The sequence below is a fragment of the Georgenia ruanii genome, assembly GCF_009193175.1.
Lineage (GTDB): Bacteria > Actinomycetota > Actinomycetes > Actinomycetales > Actinomycetaceae > Georgenia > Georgenia ruanii.
Map to the genome: position 1 here is coordinate 83,625 of NZ_VUKE01000007.1, position 15,885 is coordinate 99,509.

The window sequence follows — 15,885 nt, forward strand, 5'->3', positions numbered from 1 at the left end:
AGGGTACGCAGCCGCCACCGGCCCGGGGCGCCATGTCCAGGGGGACGCGCGCGGCGCGGACCCGCGTGGCACGCTGAGCCGGTGCTCGAGCTGCTCACCGGGTCCGGCCTGGCGATGGCCGCCGGACTCAACGCCTACGTGCCCCTGCTGGCCCTGGGCCTGCTCTCCCGGTTCACCGGTCTGCTCGCCCTGCCCGAGGGGTGGCAGTGGCTGCAGAGCGACGTCGCGCTGGCGGTCCTCGGCGCCCTTCTCCTCGTGGAGGTCGTGGCGGACAAGGTGCCCGTCGTCGACAGCGTCAACGACGTCCTGCAGACGGTGGTGCGCCCGGCCTCCGGCGGCCTGGTGCTGGCGGCGGGGTCGGCCTCGCAGACGCTGACCGTCACCGATCCGGCGGCGACGGAGGGCTGGCGCTGGGTGCCGGTGGTGCTCGGGGTGCTGCTCGCGCTGGCCATGCACGGCACGAAGGCGCTGGCACGCCCGGCGGTGAACGCCACCACGGCCGGCGCCGGGGCGCCCGTGGTCTCGACCGTCGAGGACGTCTCCGCCGTGGCGCTCGTCCTCGTCGCCGTCCTGCTGCCGGTCGCGGTGGGCGCGCTGGTCGTGGCCGTCCTCGCGCTGCTCGTGCTGGCGGTGCGACGCCGGCTCACGCGCCGGCGGGAGCGGCTCGCGGCGGCGCCCTAGGCTTGCGACCCATGACAAAGATGCGTTTCGGACTTTTTCTTCCGCAAGGGTGGCGGCTCGACCTCGTCGGCATCGACGACTCCCAGCACTGGCCCACCATGCGGTCCCTGGCCCGGCGGGCCGACGCCGGCGACCTGTGGGAGTCGGTGTGGGTCTACGACCACTTCCACACCACGCCGGTCGCGACCGAGGAGGCCACCCACGAGGCGTGGTCCCTCATGGCCGCGCTGGGCGCGAGCACGGATCGGGTGCGCCTGGGCCAGATGTGCACCTGCATGAGCTACCGCAACCCCATGTACCTGGCGAAGGTCGCCGCGACCGTGGACCACATCAGCGGCGGGCGCCTGGAGATGGGCATCGGCGCCGGCTGGTACGAGCACGAGTGGCGCGCCTACGGCTACGGATTCCCCCGGGCCGGCGAGCGGCTGGCGCGGCTGCGCGAGGGACTGGAGATCTTCGAACAGGCCTGGCGCGACGGCGAGGCCACGTACCACGGCGAGCACTACGACGTCGACGGCGCGATCTGCCGCCCGCTCCCCCTCCAGCCCGGCGGGGTGCCCGTCTGGGTCGCCGGCGGCGGGGAGAAGGTCACCTTGCGGATCGCCGCCAAGCACGCCCGGTACACCAACTTCGACGGCACCCTCGACGGCTTCACCCGTAAGAGCGAGATCCTGCGCCAGCACTGCGCGGAGGTCGGCACCGACTTCGACCAGATCACCCGCTCGGCCAACTACAACGTCACGATCGGGCGGGACGAGGCGGAGGTCGCCGACCGGCTGGAGCGCCTGCGCGCCCGCCTGAGCGCCTTCATGGGCGAGGACGACGTCGAGCGGCAGATCCGGGGCTTCAAGGACCTGCCCGCCTACGGCACCCCCGAGCAGATCGTCGAGAAGCTCACGGCCCTGCGCGAGGCCGGCATGACCTACGGGATCTTCTACTTCCCCGACGCCGCGTACGACACCGAGAGCATCGAGCTGTTCGAGCGCGAGGTCATGCCCGCCCTCATGTGAGCGGCCGGCTGCGGCGCTGCCGTTCCACCAGGCGGCTGTTCGCGACTCGGGCGGGCGGTCGACCACGCGCCCGAGTCGCGAACGGCAGCCGTCGGCGAGAGCTGCCGCCCATGCCCGGCACCCGCGCTCCTGCAAGCGGCGTCAGCGCGTCGGCACCGGCGCGGCGGCGTCAACGCGCCGGCACCGGCGCGGCGGCGTCAGCGCGTCGCCACCGGCGCGGCGGCCTTGGCCGCGGCGACCGCCAGGGCGTCGGCGCGCTCGTTGTGCTCGTCGCCGGCGTGGCCGCGCACCCACTCGAAGTCCGTGCGGCCGGTGCGGGCCTCCAGCTCGGCGTCGATGGCCTGCACGAGCTCGAGGTTCTCGGGCACCTTGCCGTCGCCCTTGCGCCAGCCGCGGCTCTTCCAGCCCTTCGCCCACTTGGTGGCGATGTTGATGACGTACTGCGAGTCCGCCCGGACGAGCAGGTCGACCGCCGGGCCGGCGTGACGCAGCGCCTCGAGCAGCGCGAGCAGCTCGCCGATGTTGTTCGTCCCGTGCGCGAGCCCGCCCGAGCCCGTCTCCCCCGTGGTCTGGTCCACCCACGCCCAGCCCGTCGGGCCGGGGTTGCCCAGCGCGGACCCGTCGGTGGCGACGACCTTGCCGTAGCCGTCGGTCGGCCGCGGGGCGACGGGAGCGGCGGCCTTGGCCCGGGCCCGGCGCGCCGGCGCGGCCGGCTCCGCCTGGCGGCTGAGGCCCTGCCGCTCGAGCAGCGCGGCGACCCGCTCGGTGTGCCAGACGTAGAAGACCGTGCCGTCGCGGAGCTTGGCGTCCTTGGCCATGCCATCAGCGACGGCGCGCTCGGTGGCGCTGGAGCCGTCCTTCAGACCCAGGGCGGTCAGGTGCGTGCCGACCTGCCGCGCGGTCAGCGCGAACATCGCGCCGAGCTCCGTCTGGGTCGACCAGGTCTTTCCTGCCACCGTCTTCCTCCTTGTCGTGGGCGCTCCCGGCGCCCGGCGCGTGCGGCCCGGACTACCTTGCTACGCCGCCGCGCCCACCGGAGGCGGACACGCCCGTCGCCGCCGTGCGCTCCCCCACACGCCGCCGGCCGCGCAGCCCACACGCCGCCGGCCGCGCCGGCCGCACGCCGCCCCGAGCGCGATCATCATGGACCGCCGACCCGCTCCCCGGGCGGCCCCCACCGAATTAGGATCGGTCGAAGAGCCGGGCCCGCCACCCGGGACCCGGACCGCGCTCGTTCGGGAGTGAGCCATGGGCAACGCCGCCACCACCGCCATCCGCAACGTCGTGCTGCTCGGCCACGCCGGGTCCGGCAAGACCTCGCTGGCGGAGGTGCTGCTGCACAGAGCGGGCGCGACCAGCCGGCTGGGCCGGGTCGACGACGGCACGTCCGTGCTCGACGCCGAGCCGGAGTCGGTCAAGCGCCGCACCACCCTCACCCTCGCCGTCGCCACCCTCGACTGGACCACCCCCGGCGGCGAGCGGTTCAAGCTCAACCTCCTGGACACCCCCGGGCACGACGACTTCGCCCAGGTGGTCGACGCCGCCCTGTCGGTCGCCGACCTCGCGGTCGTCGTCGTCAGCGCGGTCGACGGCGTCCAGGCCGGCACCGAGCGGGCGTGGGCGCGCTGCGAGGAGCTCGGCCTGCCGCGCCTGGTCTTCGTCAGCAAGGAGGACAAGGCCGGCGCCGACTTCGAGGGCACGCTCGCCCAGCTGCGCGACGCCTTCGGGACGGCGGTGATCCCCCTCGAGCTGCCCGTGGGCACCCAGCAGAGCTTTCGCGGGGTGACTGACGTCCTCTTCGACCGCGCCCGGGAGTACGACGCCGAGGGGCGCGGCGCCGACGTGGAGGTGCCCGCCGACCAGCTCGAGGACGAGCGGCGCCGCCACGACGAGCTCGTCGAGGAGGTGGTCAGCGGCGACGACGACCAGCTCGAGCGCTACCTCGCCGGCGAGTCCATCTCCGCCGAGGACGTCGAGCGGACCCTCGCCGCGGAGGTGGCCGCCGCCGCGGTCTTCCCGGTGCTGCTCGGTTCCGCGGCGAGCGGGATCGGCGTCGACCGCCTCGCCGACTTCGTCTGCGAGCTCGGCCCCTCCCCCGCGCAGCGGCCCGCGCACGTCCTCGTCGACGGCGTCGACACCGCGGTGCCGGCCGACCCCACCGGCGAGCCGCTCGTGCAGGTCTTCCGCACGGTGGCCGACCAGTTCGTCGGCCAGGTCTCGCTCCTCAAGGTCCTCTCCGGCAGCCTGCGCGGGGACGAGCACCTGACGAACACCAGCACCGGCACCGACGAGCGGCTCCACGGGCTGTTCTACCTGCGCGGCAAGGAGCACCTGACCGCCGAGGACGTGGTGGCCGGCGATCTCGCCGGCGTCGCCAAGCTCACGGGCTCGCCCACCCGGTCCCTGCTCGCGCTGCCCGGACGGCCGGTGGCGCTGGCGACCCTGCCGGCGCCGGCGGCCGGGTTCACCCGCGCGGTGCGGCCGGTGACCCAGTCCGACGACGACAAGCTGCCCGAGGCGCTGCGCAAGCTGTGCGCGGAGGACCCGGGCCTCGTCGTCGTCCAGGACGAGGAGGCCGGCCAGGTGCTGGTCACCGCCGTGGGCGACACCCACCTGGCCGTGGCGCTGGAGCGGCTCGAGCGCAAGTTCGGCGTCCGGGTCGAGACCGAGGACGTCCGGATCCCGTACCGGGAGACGATCGCCCGGCCGGCCGACGTCGAGGGCAAGGTCAAGAAGCAGTCGGGCGGGCACGGGCAGTTCGCCGTGGTCCAGCTCAGGGTGAGCCCGGCCGCGCGCGGCACCGGGCTGGAGTTCGTCGACTCCATCGTCGGCGGCGCCATCCCCCGCCACTACCTGCCAGCCGTCGAGCGCGGCATCGAGGACGCGATGGCGCAGGGCGGCCCGCTGGGCCACCGCGTCACCGACCTCGTGGTGGAGTGCGTGGACGGCAAGTACCACTCGGTCGACTCCTCCGACATGGCCTTCCGCACCGCGGCCGCCCTCGGCCTGTCTCAGGCGCTCGCCCAGGCCGGGACGGTGGCGCTGGAGCCGGTGTGGTCGGTGAGCGTGACCGTGCCGAGCGGCAGCCAGGGCGACGTGCTGGCCGACCTGGCCACCCGCCGCGGCCGGGTGGTCGACACCGGCGGCGGCACGAACGGCGATGAGGTCATCGAGGCGCTCGTGCCGATGGCCGAGCTGCGCCGCTACGCCGTCGACCTGCGGGCCATCACCGCCGGGCGCGGGCGCTACCGCGCCGTCCCGGACCGTTACGAGCCGGTCCCGGAGAATCTCGCCGCCGGCACGAAGGCGCCCGCCACGCGCTGACGGGCGCGCTACGCCCCCGCCGGATACCGCCCGCCGGCGGGCACCCGCTTGCGCGGATGGACGACGGCGTCCGCGCCCACCAGCGCGACCTCGTCGTCCGCCGCCTCGCCGCCCACCTCGGCGCGGCCACGCACGCGCGCGCCCTCGTCGACGACGGCGCGGCTCACCCGCGCGGCCGGGCCAACCCGGACGTCGTCGAGCAGGACGGCGTCCTCCACCACCGCACCGGGGGCCACGTGCACACCGGGGCCGAGCACGCTGCGCCGCACCGTGCCCTGGACGACGACGCCGGGGGCCAGCACCACCGACTCCAGCTCCGCGCCCGGCTGCACCCGCACCGCCGCCTGCCGCAGGTCGCAGGTGGAGATGGGCCAGGCCGGGTCGTCCAGGCCGAAGGGCGGCTTGGCGAGCAGGTCCATGTGCGCCCGCCAGTACCCCTCCACCGTGGCGATCGGCTGCCAGGACCCGGCGTGCCGGTACTCCCCCACGACGCCGCGCCGCACCATGGTGGGCAGCAGGTGCTCGCCCACGTCGCCCAGGCCGCGGGTGCCGCGGTCGTGCCGGGCCTGCTCCAAGCCGGCGAGAAGCGCGCGCGGGTCGAAGGCGAGGACGCCGGTCGTGACGAGGTCGCCGGCGGGCTCGGTAGGCCGGTAGGCGTAGTCGGTGACGACGCCGTCGCGCGCGGTGACGACGCCCAGGCGCGAGCGGTCGCCGTCGTGGCGGGTGGTGACCAGGGTGAGCTCGGCGCCGGAGCCCAGGTGGTGGCCGACGACCTCGGCGTAGTCCATCCGGTAGACCGCGTCCGCGGCGGCGACGAGCACCACCTCGGGCAGCGCGGCCTCGATGGCGTCCGCGACCCGCCACAGCGCGTCGGCGCTGCCCGTGCGGCGCCCGCCCGGCTGCGGGGCGCGCACCCGCAGGCCGCCACGGGTCCGGTCGAGGTCCCAGGGCCGCCCGCCGCCCAGGTGCTCCGCCAGCGACCCGGGGTGGTGCTGCTCGAGCACCCAGACCTCCGACAGGCCGCTGTTGCGGGCGTTCGACAGGGGGAAGTCGATGAGCCGGTGGCTGCCGGCGAAGCGCAGCGCCGGGACGGCCCGGGCCTCCGTCAGCGTCTCCAGGCCCGCACCGGCACCGCCGGCGAGCACGATGAGCAGCGTCCGGGTCGCGGCCAAGGGAACCTCCGTCACGGGTGGGCTCGCAGCAGGGGCGAGCGGGGTCGGCACCCAGGCTAGGCGACCGCGCGCCGTCCCTCCCTCCGCCACGAGGGCCACGGCCGCCGTCGGTGGCCGCGAGCGCCGTGGTCAGGGCCACAGGCGCGGGCGGCGCCGCGCGGCGAGGTCCTCCACCCACCCGAACAGGGCGATCGCGGCGACGATGAGCACCCAGGCGACCGCGAACAGCACCCCCTGGTTCCCCAGCGGAACGTGGTCGGCAACCGCCGGGACGTTCCACAGCACGTCGAGGACCAGGACGCCGACGACGAGGGCCACCTCGTGCCACAGGTAGACCGTCACGGCCCGGGAGTTCAGCACCGTCACCGCCCGGTCCAGCGGGCGCACCCGGGCCAGCCAGCCGACCGTCGGGCGGAAGCGGAGCAGCACCAGCACGAAGCCCGCCGACCACAGGGCCTGGCCCAGCGGGATCTCGTTGAGGTCGTACCCGGCGGCCGGGTCGGGATGGGTGAAGGCCCACCAGGCGCCGAGCGCCAGCAGTGCCGCGGCGACGGCGAGCATGGGCAGGCCCCGCACGGCGTCGAGGACGCCGTCCCGGTGGGCGAAGCCGAGCAGCCAGCACGTGAGGAAGGTCGCCAGCTCGACGGCGACCGCCGCGACGGGGCCGTCCGGCTGCCAGACGGTGAGCACCACCACCGGCGCCAGCGAGAGCGCCAGCGTCGGCAGGGGGTAGCGCCGGAAGACCCGCAGCAGCAGCGGCGAGAGCAGCACGAACCACAGGTACGCACGGATGTACCACAGCGGCTCGACGAGCTGCTCGCCCCAGGCGTTGCGCGGGAGGTCCCCCACAGGCACCACCCAGAAGAGCAGCTGCCCCCACCACGACGCGGCTCCCGACGACGGCGGGCCCCAGCCGTGGAGCACCATCGCGGGAAGGACGCACAGCGCGAAGAACCAGAACGGGGGCAGCAGCCGACGGACCCGCCCGCGCACCACCGAGAGCGCGGGACGGTCGAGGGACCGGGCCATGAGGGAGCCCGCCATCATGAACATCACGCCGAGCGCCGGGAACGCCAGGCTCAGCCACGAGAGGCCGAACGTGTGGTAGGTCACCACACGGAAGAGCGCGACCGCCCGCAGCAGGTCCAGGTACCGGTCCCGCGGCGGCCGCGGCGGCCGCGGCGCACGCAACCCCTCCGCCGCCGGCGCCCCACCGGGCGTCGCCGGCGCCTCGGCGGGGCCGGGCAGCGTCGCCCGGGCCGCGCCGGGGCCGACGTCGGCCGGTGCCCGACGCTCGCCGGTCACCGGGCTTCCTGCCTCGCTGAGCCCGCACCCGCACTCACCATGTGGTCCTCCCTCGACGCGGGGCCGCGGCCGCCGGCTCGCCCCGTCCATTGTGCGCGTGCAGCGTCCGTCGCGGACGGGACAGATCGGTCACGCACCGGCGACTCCCGACCGTGCCGGCGCGAGAGCGGGGACCGGCAGGCTGACCGTGTTCATCCGCTCGGGCTTGTACCAGCCCATCACCCGGCCCTTGAGCGCGCGGACGAGCGAGGCGTACAGCAGGTAGAAGCGCAGCGGCTCGTAGATGAGGCGGTAGATCGGCACGATCGCCAGGTGCCAGGTCTTCTCGCGCACCAGCCACAGCGCGACGGCGGAGATCAGCAGGTGCATGCCCGTGACGAACGCGGCGAAGAGGGCGATGCTCTGCCAGTTCCCGCTGGAGATGCTCAACGCGGCGACCAGGATCGTGAAGGGCCCGAACAGCAGCGGGATGAGCACCGACAGCAGGGTGTACGGCATCGTCACCAGGCCGAGCACGCCGTAGCGGGGGCGCAGGAGCATCCCGCGGTGCTTGGTGAGCGTCTGGATGTTCCCGTAGGTCCACCGCAGCCGCTGCCGCGCCAGGCCGCGCACGGTGTACGGCGCCTCGGTCCACGCGACGGCCGCGTTCTCCTGCACCACCTGGTAGCCCAGCCGGTGGATGGACAGCGTGAGGTCGGCGTCCTCGGCCATCGTGTCGTGGGAGTACCCGCCCGCGCGCAGGACGGCGTCGCGGCGCCATCCCGCGCAGGCCCCGGGGACGATGGAGATGGCGCCCACCAGTCCCTCGGCCATCCGGGTCACGCAGATGCCCGAGATGTACTCCAGGCTCTGCCACGCGGTGAGCAGGTTGCGCCGGTTGCCGACCTTGACGTGGCCCGCGACCGCGCCCACGCCGGCGCCGTCGGGACCGACGAAGTGCTGGGCGAGCATGCGGATGGTGCCCGGCTCGAAGACGGTGTCGCCGTCGAGCGTGACGACGACCTCCCCCCGTGCGAGGGCGAACCCGTGGTTGCTCGCCGCGGCCTTCCCGGCGTTGGGCTGGTCCACCACGCGCAGCTGGGGCCAGTCCCGCGCCGCCTCGCGCAGCACCTGCAGGGTGTTGTCGGTGGAGCCGTCGTTGACGACGATGACCTCGAAGGCGGGATAGTCGCTCGCCCGCAGCGCCGCGAGCGTCTTCGCCACCACCGGTTCCTCGTTGAAGACCGGCAGGACCACACTGACGAACGGCAGCGGCCCCTCCGCCCTGGGCCCGCGGCGCCGCTGCCGGCGGTGGTTGGCCAGCGCCAGGACCACGTAGAGCAGGGACATCACGGTCAGCGACACGATGCCGAACCAGAACAGCCAGCCGACCAGGTAGCCCGGTGCGACCCACACCGCGCTCAGCGCCGCGAGGGTGGCCCGGTCCGCCACCGTCGGGGCCACGTCATGAGCCGGGGTGTACTCCGGCGGGAGGATCGGCGCCATCGTGCTGAAGGTGTAGCCCTGCGCCTTGGCGTCGTCGATGAACTGCGCGAGCATCGCCAGGGTCCCGGACCGGTCCCCGCCGGCGTCGTGCATGAGGACGACGTGCCCCTCGCCGTCGAGCTCGGGCACGGGGATCTCCTCGCCCGGCCCGTAGTCCCAGTCGAGGGTGTCGAGGTCGTAGTTGACGTGGACGTACCCGAGCTGTTGCGCCTGCAGCACCGCGGTGGCGTTGGCGTAGGGGTCCCCGCGCGGGATGCGGAAGAGCCGGGAGCCGTACCCGGCGACGGCGCGCAGCGTCCGGTCCGTCCCGACCAGCTCCTCGCGGTCACGCGCGTCCGAGTTCTTGGCGAAGTCGATGTGACGCATGGTGTGGTTGCCGACCATGTGCCCCTCGCGCACGATCCGGCGCAGGATCTCCTGGTGCTTGACCACGTTCTGCCCCAGCACGAAGAACGTCGCCGGCACGCCCTCGCGCGAGAGCAGGTTGAGCAGCTCCGGGGTGTAGGTGGCGTCCGGGCCGTCGTCGAAGGTGAGCATGAGCTGGTGGTCGGGGACCTTGCCGAACTCGTCGATGACGAACTCGTTGTCGCCGACCTCGGCGATCTCGTCGTCGTCGAGCTCGCGGAGCACCTCGCCGCTGAAGGGGTCCTTGAGGACGACGGGGTCCGCGCTGGTGTCCACCGCGAGCACCCGGTTGAAGGCGTCCCCGCCGTCCGCGCTGAGGACCGGCAGCTCGTCGAGCTTGCCCTCGTCCTCGAGGTGGCGCGGGTACCCCACGCCCTTGTTCTCGCTGGGCCACCAGGTCGGCGCGAAGGCCCCCGGCGCCGTCCAGGCGGTCAGTCCGCCCAGGAGCACCACAAGGATCCCCACGGAGGCGCGCACCCGCTGCCAGCGGTGCCCGGTGGCGTCGAAGAAGATCGGCCGGGACGTCGGCGGCACGCCCTGCCCGGCGGCGTGGCGCGGGGTCGTGGCACGGCGCCGTGACGCCGGCGGACTCGCCGTGCCGGCCGCGGGGCGTGCGGGGGCGCCGTCTCGCTGGGGAGCCGGGATCCCGTCTGGCCCGGGAGTCGGGGGCGTGCCGTCTGGCCGGGGAGCCGGGGCCTCGTCGCCGGCTGTCTGTCCGGCGCCGCGCCCCGAGGAGCTGCGAGCCGGGAACTTCGCGTCGTCGTGAGCCGGACCGCCGGGCCGCGGGTGGACCAGCTCCACCGGGTTCACGTGGCCGACAACGTCGGTCGGCACGCCTGCACGAAAAACGTCCGGGACGGCGACGGCGTCGCCCCTTCGTGCTCTGACCAGCTTCCCGAGAGTTTGCGCAACGCTCATTACGGCTGCCCCTCCGCCGAGCGGCGGACCGTCCGCCACACCTGTAGGCGAACGTAAGGAGCGCGTCCCGGGACCCACATCGGTTCCTAGTCCCAGCCCTGTGCGCCGGGGAACGGGGGGCGGGCGGCGGTGCGGTGCGGTAGGACACGCGCCCGCAGCGGCGCTGGCGTTCGGGGGTGAGGGTGGGAGGGTGGCCCCCGGGTGGCGGGACCGGCGCGGGGGTGACCTCCGCCCGGGTGGCGCGTGTACTACGGGGACGCGCAGCGTGACGCGGGCGCGTCCGCCGGCGACGCGGGTGGCCGGGGCGCCCGACAGCATGGGGCAAACGCCGGCGGAACCAGGTGGGGTCGACGCGCGGCCGGTGGCATCGGAGCACGTCGTGCCGGCGCTCTCGGACGCCGCCCACCCGGGCTCCGGCCCGGGGCCGACCACGGGGGCGGGGCCGCCGGCAAGGCCGAGCCTGGGCCTGACCACCAGGCGCGACGGCAGGGTCCCCGATGGAGCAGGAGGGGGCGGCCGCGCGGCCCGAGCACGAGAGCCGGCCGGCCCGCCGCGCACGGTCACCCCGCGGCACCGGACAGCGGCGGTCGGCGCGCCGGCTTCCCGCACGCCGCGGCGGCCGCCCGAGGGGGATACGTCGCGATTGGCGCCCGCCCGCACGGCGCCGGTCCCCTACTGCCCCCTCCGGTCGCGTTCGGCCGTCGCGGGCACCGCCCCACAGACAGTCAGCGGGCAGTCAGCACGCGACCGGCGCGGAGTCAGCGGGCGAACAGCCAGCAGTCAGCAGGCGGCCAGCGAGGAGTCAGCGCGCGAACAGGGCACACACGAGCACGCATGCCGTCAGGACCACAAGGATCGGTCGGCGACGCGGGGTCAGCGCAGCGCCCGGGCCCCGGCGAGCTGGGCGCGGAGGGAGCGCAGGAGGTGGTCGCGCGCCTCGACGACCAGGCGGCGCAGCGCCGCGGGCGCGTCCTCGTTCGCCTCCAGCCACCCGGTGGTGCGCCGGACCGCGGGATGCGCCTCGGCCACCGTCCCCTCGGCCGCGTCCTGGTGGTGCGGGTAGAGCCCGCGCACCAGGCGGCTGGCGATCTCGATGGAGTGCTCGGTCCAGATGCGACGCAGCGCGGCGAAGTAGGGCTCGGCGTACGGCGCGGTCAGCTCGCGGTGCGCGGGCTGGGCGAACCCGGCGATGGTGGCGTCGACGTGGTCGTTCGTCAGGCCACCGGGGCGCAGCAGCGTGTCCCAGTCGGCCGCTTTGACCGCCGCGGCGGGCAGGCTGCTGACCGCCGCCAGGTGCTGCGTCACGCCGTCCGCCGTGGGGTCGCGCTCGAGCTCGGCGTCCAGCTCCGCGCGGCTCGCCGACCCGGTGGCCGCGAGCGCCCGCCACAGCGACCACCGCAGCTCGGGGTCCAGCGGCAGGCCGGCGACCCGCTCGGCGCCGTCGAGCAGCCCACGGGCCCGGCCGCCCGCGCCGGGGACCACCGCGGCGGCGGCCGCGAAGGCCCGTGCCCAGACCAGCTGCGCGTCCGAGCCGGGTTCGGCCGCGGTGAGGCGCTGCCAGGCCCCCTCCGCCAGCTCCGCGCGCCGCGCGCCGCGCTCGGCGGCCGGGGCGTAGTCCTCGACGGCGGTCCGGGCGTTGACGGTCAGCCCGGCGAGCACGGCGCTGTCGCTCTCCGCCGGTCCGTGCCGCAGCACCAGGTCGACATACTCCCCGGCCGGCAACAGCGCGTCGCGGGTGGCGTTCCACAGCGCCGACCACACCAGCGAGCGGGCGAGGCCGTCGCGCAGGGCGCCGAGATGCGCCCGCGCCGTCTCGAGCCCGGCGGGGTCGAGACGCACCTTGGCGTAGGTGAGGTCGTCGTCGTTGACGAGCACGAGGTCGGGGGCGGGCAGCCCGGCGGCCGCGGTGAGCTCCGTGGCGGCGCCGTCGACGTCGGCCTCCAGGCGGTGACTGCGCACCAGGGCGAGCCCGTCGCCGTCGTCCTCCAGGTGGTACAGGCCGACGGCCAGCCGGTGCGGGCGCAGCACCTCCTCACCGGTGACGGGGTCCGTGCCGTCCTGGGTGACGACGAGCTCGACGATCTCGCCGTCCTGCACGGTGCACCGGGCGGCGAGGGTGGCCGTGCCGGCGGTCTGCAGCCACAGCCGGGCCCAGGCGGTCAGGTCGCGCCCGGAGGTCGCCTCCAGCGCGGCGAGCAGGTCGGTCAGGGTGGTCGAGGCGTAGGCGTGCTCGGCGAAGTAGGCGCGGGCGCCCGCGAAAAAGGCGTCGGGGCCCACGTAGGCGACCAGCTGCTTGAGCACGGACGCGCCCTTGGCGTACGTGATGCCGTCGAAGTTCTGCTTGGCGGCCTCGAGGTCGGGGATGTCCGCCACGACCGGGTGCGTGGTGGGCAGCTGGTCCTGGGTGTACGCCCAGGCCTTGCGGCGGTTGGCGAAGGCGGTCCACGCGTCGGTGAACTCGGTGGCGGCGACGGAGGCGTGGGCACCCATGTAGTCCGCGAAGGACTCCTTGAGCCACAGGTCGTCCCACCAGCGGGGGGTCACCAGGTCCCCGAACCACATGTGGGCCATCTCGTGGAGGATGGTGTTCGCCCGGGCCTGGTACTGCGCGCGGGTGGCGGCCGAGCGGAAGACGTAGCTCTCCGTGAACGTCACGCAGCCGGGGTTCTCCATGGCGCCGAGGTTGTACTCGGGCACGAACACCTGGTCGTACTTGCCCCACGGGTAGGGGAAGGCGAACTCGCGGTGGTAGAAGCCCAGCCCCTGCCGGGTCACCTCGAGGATCCGATCGGCGTCGAGGTGCTCGGCGAGGGAGGCGCGGCACCACACCCGCAGCGGCACGGTGAGGGTCTCGCCGCCGGGCAGGGCGGCCGACCACTCCCCCGCCGCCTGGTGGTAGGGGCCGGCGACGACGGCGGTGAGGTAGGTGGACATCCGTTCGGTGGGGGCGAACCGCCAGCGCCGGACGGCGGGCCCCTGCACGGCGACGTCGGCGACCTGCTCGGGCGCCCGGTTCGACAGCACCTCCCAGCCGGCCGGCGCGAGCACCTCGAAGACGAAGCTGGCCTTGAGGTCGGGCTGTTCGAACGTGGCGAAGACGCGGCGGGCGTCCGCCGGCTCGTACTGGGTGTAGAGGTAGGCCTGCTCGTCCACCGGGTCGACGAAGCGGTGCAGCCCCTCCCCGGTGCGTGAGTAGTGGCCGGCCCCCTCGACGATGACGACGTTGTCCGACCCGTCGGTGCGCAGCCCGTCCAGGCGCACCCGGGCGCCGTCGTACACGCTGGCGGCGTCGACCGGGCGGTCGTTGACGACGACGGCGCTCACCTCACCGAGGAAGTCGAGGAACGTGGTCGGCGTCGTGGCGGTGAACCGCACCCGGGTGGTGGAGGGGAACGTCGCGCGGGCGGGATCGGTGGCGCCGGTGAGGTCCAGCCGGACCCGGTACTCGCTCAGGTGCAGGTGGGCCGAGCGCTCGCGCGCCTCGGTCCGGGTCAGGTTCGCCGTCGTGCTCACCTCCGCACTCAACCACCTGCCGGTGCCGGGTCACCAGCCGGGCCCGGGCGGGGCGTGGCGCGGAAGTCGGTGCGGCCGGGACGGGAGGGTGCCAGGCTGGGCCACGGACGCGGTGCCAGGCCGGGGCGCGACGTCCGGCACGGAGGAGGTGGCCCATGCCCCCGACGGTTCCCGACGGCGCGGTGGTGGTCGGCGTCGACGGCACCGGCAAGGCGGAGCGGGCGCTGGTGTGGGCGGGCAACGAGGCGGCCCGCCGGGACGCGCCGGTGCACGTCCTCTACGCCTTCCCGTGGATCACCTCGGCGCGCGCGTACGAGCTCATGCCGGCCGGCGACGTCGTCGAGGCCGGGGAGAAGATCACCGGCACGGCGCGGGCCGAGGTGCTCGCGGCGCACCCCGACCTGGCGGTGACCACCGAGGTGCTGCTCGAGGAGCCGGCGGTGGCGCTGGTCGACGCCTCCGAGCGGGCGTCCGTGGTGGTCATGGGCGCGCGCGGGCTCGGGCCCATCGCGAGCCGGCTCCTGGGGTCGGTCTCGCAGAAGGTGGCGGCGCACGCGCACGGGCCGGTGGTGATCGTCCGCGAGGGCGCGCAGAAGATCGACGGGCCGGTGGTGGCCGGCGTGGACCCCGAGCAGGACTTCCCCGAGGTGCTCGAGTTCGCCTTCTCCCAGGCCGCCGCCCGCGGCGTGGGCGTCCGCCTGGTGCACGCGTCCGCGCACGAGGCGGTGCGGCCGGAGTTCGCCGACCCGCGCGTCCAGCAGGTCTTCGACCGGGAGGCCGAGCGCACGCAGCAGCTCGTCGCCGCGCTCGGCGACCAGTGGGCCGCGCGGCACCCGGGCGTGCCGGTGGAGGTGCGCACCGTGACCGGACGGCCCGCGGAGGTCCTCGCCGCCGAGGCGCCCACGGCGAGCCTCCTCGTGGTCGGCGCCCGCGGGCGCCGCGGGCTGGCGGGCGTGCGGCTCGGCTCGGTCGCTCGGGGCGTGCTGCACGAGGCGCCCGTGGTCGCCGTCGTCCGTCCGCGCGGCGGCGGGCACGGCTGAGGGAAGCGACGGGCACGCCGCCACGTCCGGTGCCGCCCGCCCCGGCCCCCTATCCTGACTGCACCGGCGGGAGCGGACTGGATCTGGGAGGCGATGTGGCTGCGCAGCAGAGTTCCAGCGCATCGACGCAAGGTCGCAACGAGACCCCGGAGGAGCGTTCGGACCGGAACTGGAGCGAGCTGCTCCAGGAGCTCCGCGTGACGCAGACCGGCGCGCAGATCCTCACCGGCTTCCTGCTCACGCTGCCGTTCCAGCAAAGCTTCTCCCGACTCGACGACGCCCAGCTGACGATCTACCTCGCGCTCGTCATCCTCGCGGCGGCGACCACCGTGCTCGTGGTCAGCCCGGTGAGCGCCCACCGCCTCCTCTTCCAGCGTCGGCTCAAGCCCGAGCTGGTCCGGGCCGGGCACCGGGCGGCGCTCGGCGGGCTCGCCTGCCTCGCCCTGGTCGTCACCGGCACGGTGCTGCTCATCTTCGACGTCGTGCTGGGCCGGGACGGCGCGCTGATCGCCGCCGGCGCCATCTTGCTGCTCATCGTCCTCGGCTGGGCGGTGGTGCCCCTCCTGGCCGGCCGGCGCCGCCTGCAGGACTGAGCCGTGACCGATCACCACCTGCGCGTCACCGCCTCCGTCACGCTCGACCCGCGCGAGCTGCGCTGGCGCTTCTCGCGCGCCGGCGGCCCGGGTGGGCAGGGCGTGAACACCACCGATTCGCGCGTCGAGCTGAGCCTGGACCTCGCAACGACGGCGGCGCTGAGCCCCGAGCAGCGCGCACGCGTGCTGCACGCGCTGGCCGGCCGCCTCACCGAGGGCGTGCTCACCGTGGTCGCCGCCGAGCAGCGGTCCCAGCTGCAGAACCGCCGCGCCGCCGTCGACCGCCTCGTCGCGCTGTTGCGCGAGGCGCTCGCCCCGCCCCCGCGGCCGCGGCGGGCCACGCGCCCCTCACGCTCGGCGGTGCGGCGGCGGGCGGAGGCCAAGCAGCGGCGCAGCCAGGTCAAGCAGCTCCGCCGCCGTCCCGCGGACTGACAGGCCC

The 15,885-nt window shown here is 75.1% G+C and carries 11 protein-coding genes; 6 read left to right on the forward strand and 5 right to left on the reverse strand.

Going from position 1 to position 15,885, the window contains the following annotated elements:
- Nucleotides 1-81: 81 nt before the first annotated feature.
- Complete coding sequence (locus tag GD880_RS08900; protein ID WP_152231265.1) at nucleotides 82-681, forward strand: DUF4126 domain-containing protein; 600 nt, start codon at nucleotides 82-84, stop codon at nucleotides 679-681.
- Nucleotides 682-701: 20 nt separating this feature from the next.
- Nucleotides 702-1,691, forward strand: a complete 990-nt coding sequence (locus GD880_RS08905) for an LLM class F420-dependent oxidoreductase (RefSeq protein ID WP_152231343.1) — start codon at nucleotides 702-704, stop codon at nucleotides 1,689-1,691.
- A 197-nt stretch (nucleotides 1,692-1,888) separates the two neighbouring features.
- On the opposite strand, the gene GD880_RS08910 is transcribed toward GD880_RS08905, so the two are convergent.
- Nucleotides 1,889-2,647, reverse strand: a complete 759-nt coding sequence (locus GD880_RS08910) for a ribonuclease H family protein (RefSeq protein WP_226909499.1) — start codon at nucleotides 2,645-2,647, stop codon at nucleotides 1,889-1,891.
- Between the two features lie 292 nt (nucleotides 2,648-2,939).
- On the opposite strand from GD880_RS08910, the gene GD880_RS08915 reads away from it, so the two are divergent.
- Complete coding sequence (locus tag GD880_RS08915; protein ID WP_152231266.1) at nucleotides 2,940-5,015, forward strand: elongation factor G; 2,076 nt, start codon at nucleotides 2,940-2,942, stop codon at nucleotides 5,013-5,015.
- Between the two features lie 8 nt (nucleotides 5,016-5,023).
- Here GD880_RS08915 and GD880_RS08920 read toward each other — a convergent pair whose 3' ends face one another.
- From GD880_RS08920 to pepN, 4 genes are all read right to left on the reverse strand, one after another.
- The gene (locus GD880_RS08920) at nucleotides 5,024-6,187 is read right to left on the reverse strand and encodes a glucose-1-phosphate adenylyltransferase family protein (protein WP_152231267.1); all 1,164 of its coding nucleotides are present in this window, start codon (nucleotides 6,185-6,187) and stop codon (nucleotides 5,024-5,026) included.
- A 129-nt stretch (nucleotides 6,188-6,316) separates the two neighbouring features.
- A complete protein-coding gene (locus tag GD880_RS08925) occupies nucleotides 6,317-7,492 on the reverse strand; it encodes an acyltransferase family protein (RefSeq protein WP_226909500.1) in 1,176 nt (391 codons plus the stop codon).
- A 129-nt stretch (nucleotides 7,493-7,621) separates the two neighbouring features.
- Nucleotides 7,622-9,916: a bifunctional polysaccharide deacetylase/glycosyltransferase family 2 protein gene (locus GD880_RS08930; RefSeq protein ID WP_226909501.1), complete on the reverse strand. Its 2,295-nt coding sequence runs from the start codon at nucleotides 9,914-9,916 to the stop codon at nucleotides 7,622-7,624.
- Between the two features lie 1,257 nt (nucleotides 9,917-11,173).
- Nucleotides 11,174-13,813, reverse strand: coding sequence for an aminopeptidase N (gene pepN, locus GD880_RS08935; protein WP_152231270.1), 2,640 nt, complete (start codon nucleotides 13,811-13,813; stop codon nucleotides 11,174-11,176).
- Between the two features lie 155 nt (nucleotides 13,814-13,968).
- Between pepN and GD880_RS08940 the strand changes: the two genes are divergently transcribed.
- The 3 genes from GD880_RS08940 to arfB all read left to right on the forward strand — a co-directional run bounded on the left by GD880_RS08940 (nucleotide 13,969) and on the right by arfB (nucleotide 15,878).
- Nucleotides 13,969-14,853: a universal stress protein gene (locus GD880_RS08940; protein ID WP_152231271.1), complete on the forward strand. Its 885-nt coding sequence runs from the start codon at nucleotides 13,969-13,971 to the stop codon at nucleotides 14,851-14,853.
- A gap of 95 nt (nucleotides 14,854-14,948) precedes the next feature.
- Nucleotides 14,949-15,446 (forward strand): DUF6328 family protein, encoded by a 498-nt coding sequence (locus GD880_RS08945; protein WP_152231272.1) that lies wholly within the window; start codon nucleotides 14,949-14,951, stop codon nucleotides 15,444-15,446.
- A gap of 3 nt (nucleotides 15,447-15,449) precedes the next feature.
- Nucleotides 15,450-15,878, forward strand: a complete 429-nt coding sequence (gene arfB / locus GD880_RS08950) for an alternative ribosome rescue aminoacyl-tRNA hydrolase ArfB (protein WP_152231273.1) — start codon at nucleotides 15,450-15,452, stop codon at nucleotides 15,876-15,878.
- The last annotated feature ends 7 nt before the right edge of the window (nucleotides 15,879-15,885 follow it).

Bases quoted from the DNA above. Each gene is read 5' to 3' on its own strand.
- GD880_RS08905 (WP_152231343.1), top strand. From the start codon at position 702: ATGCGTTTCGGACTTTTTCTTCCGCAAGGGTGGCGGCTCGACCTCGTC.
- GD880_RS08915 (WP_152231266.1), top strand. From the start codon at position 2,940: ATGGGCAACGCCGCCACCACCGCCATCCGCAACGTCGTGCTGCTCGGC.
- GD880_RS08940 (WP_152231271.1), top strand. From the start codon at position 13,969: ATGCCCCCGACGGTTCCCGACGGCGCGGTGGTGGTCGGCGTCGACGGC.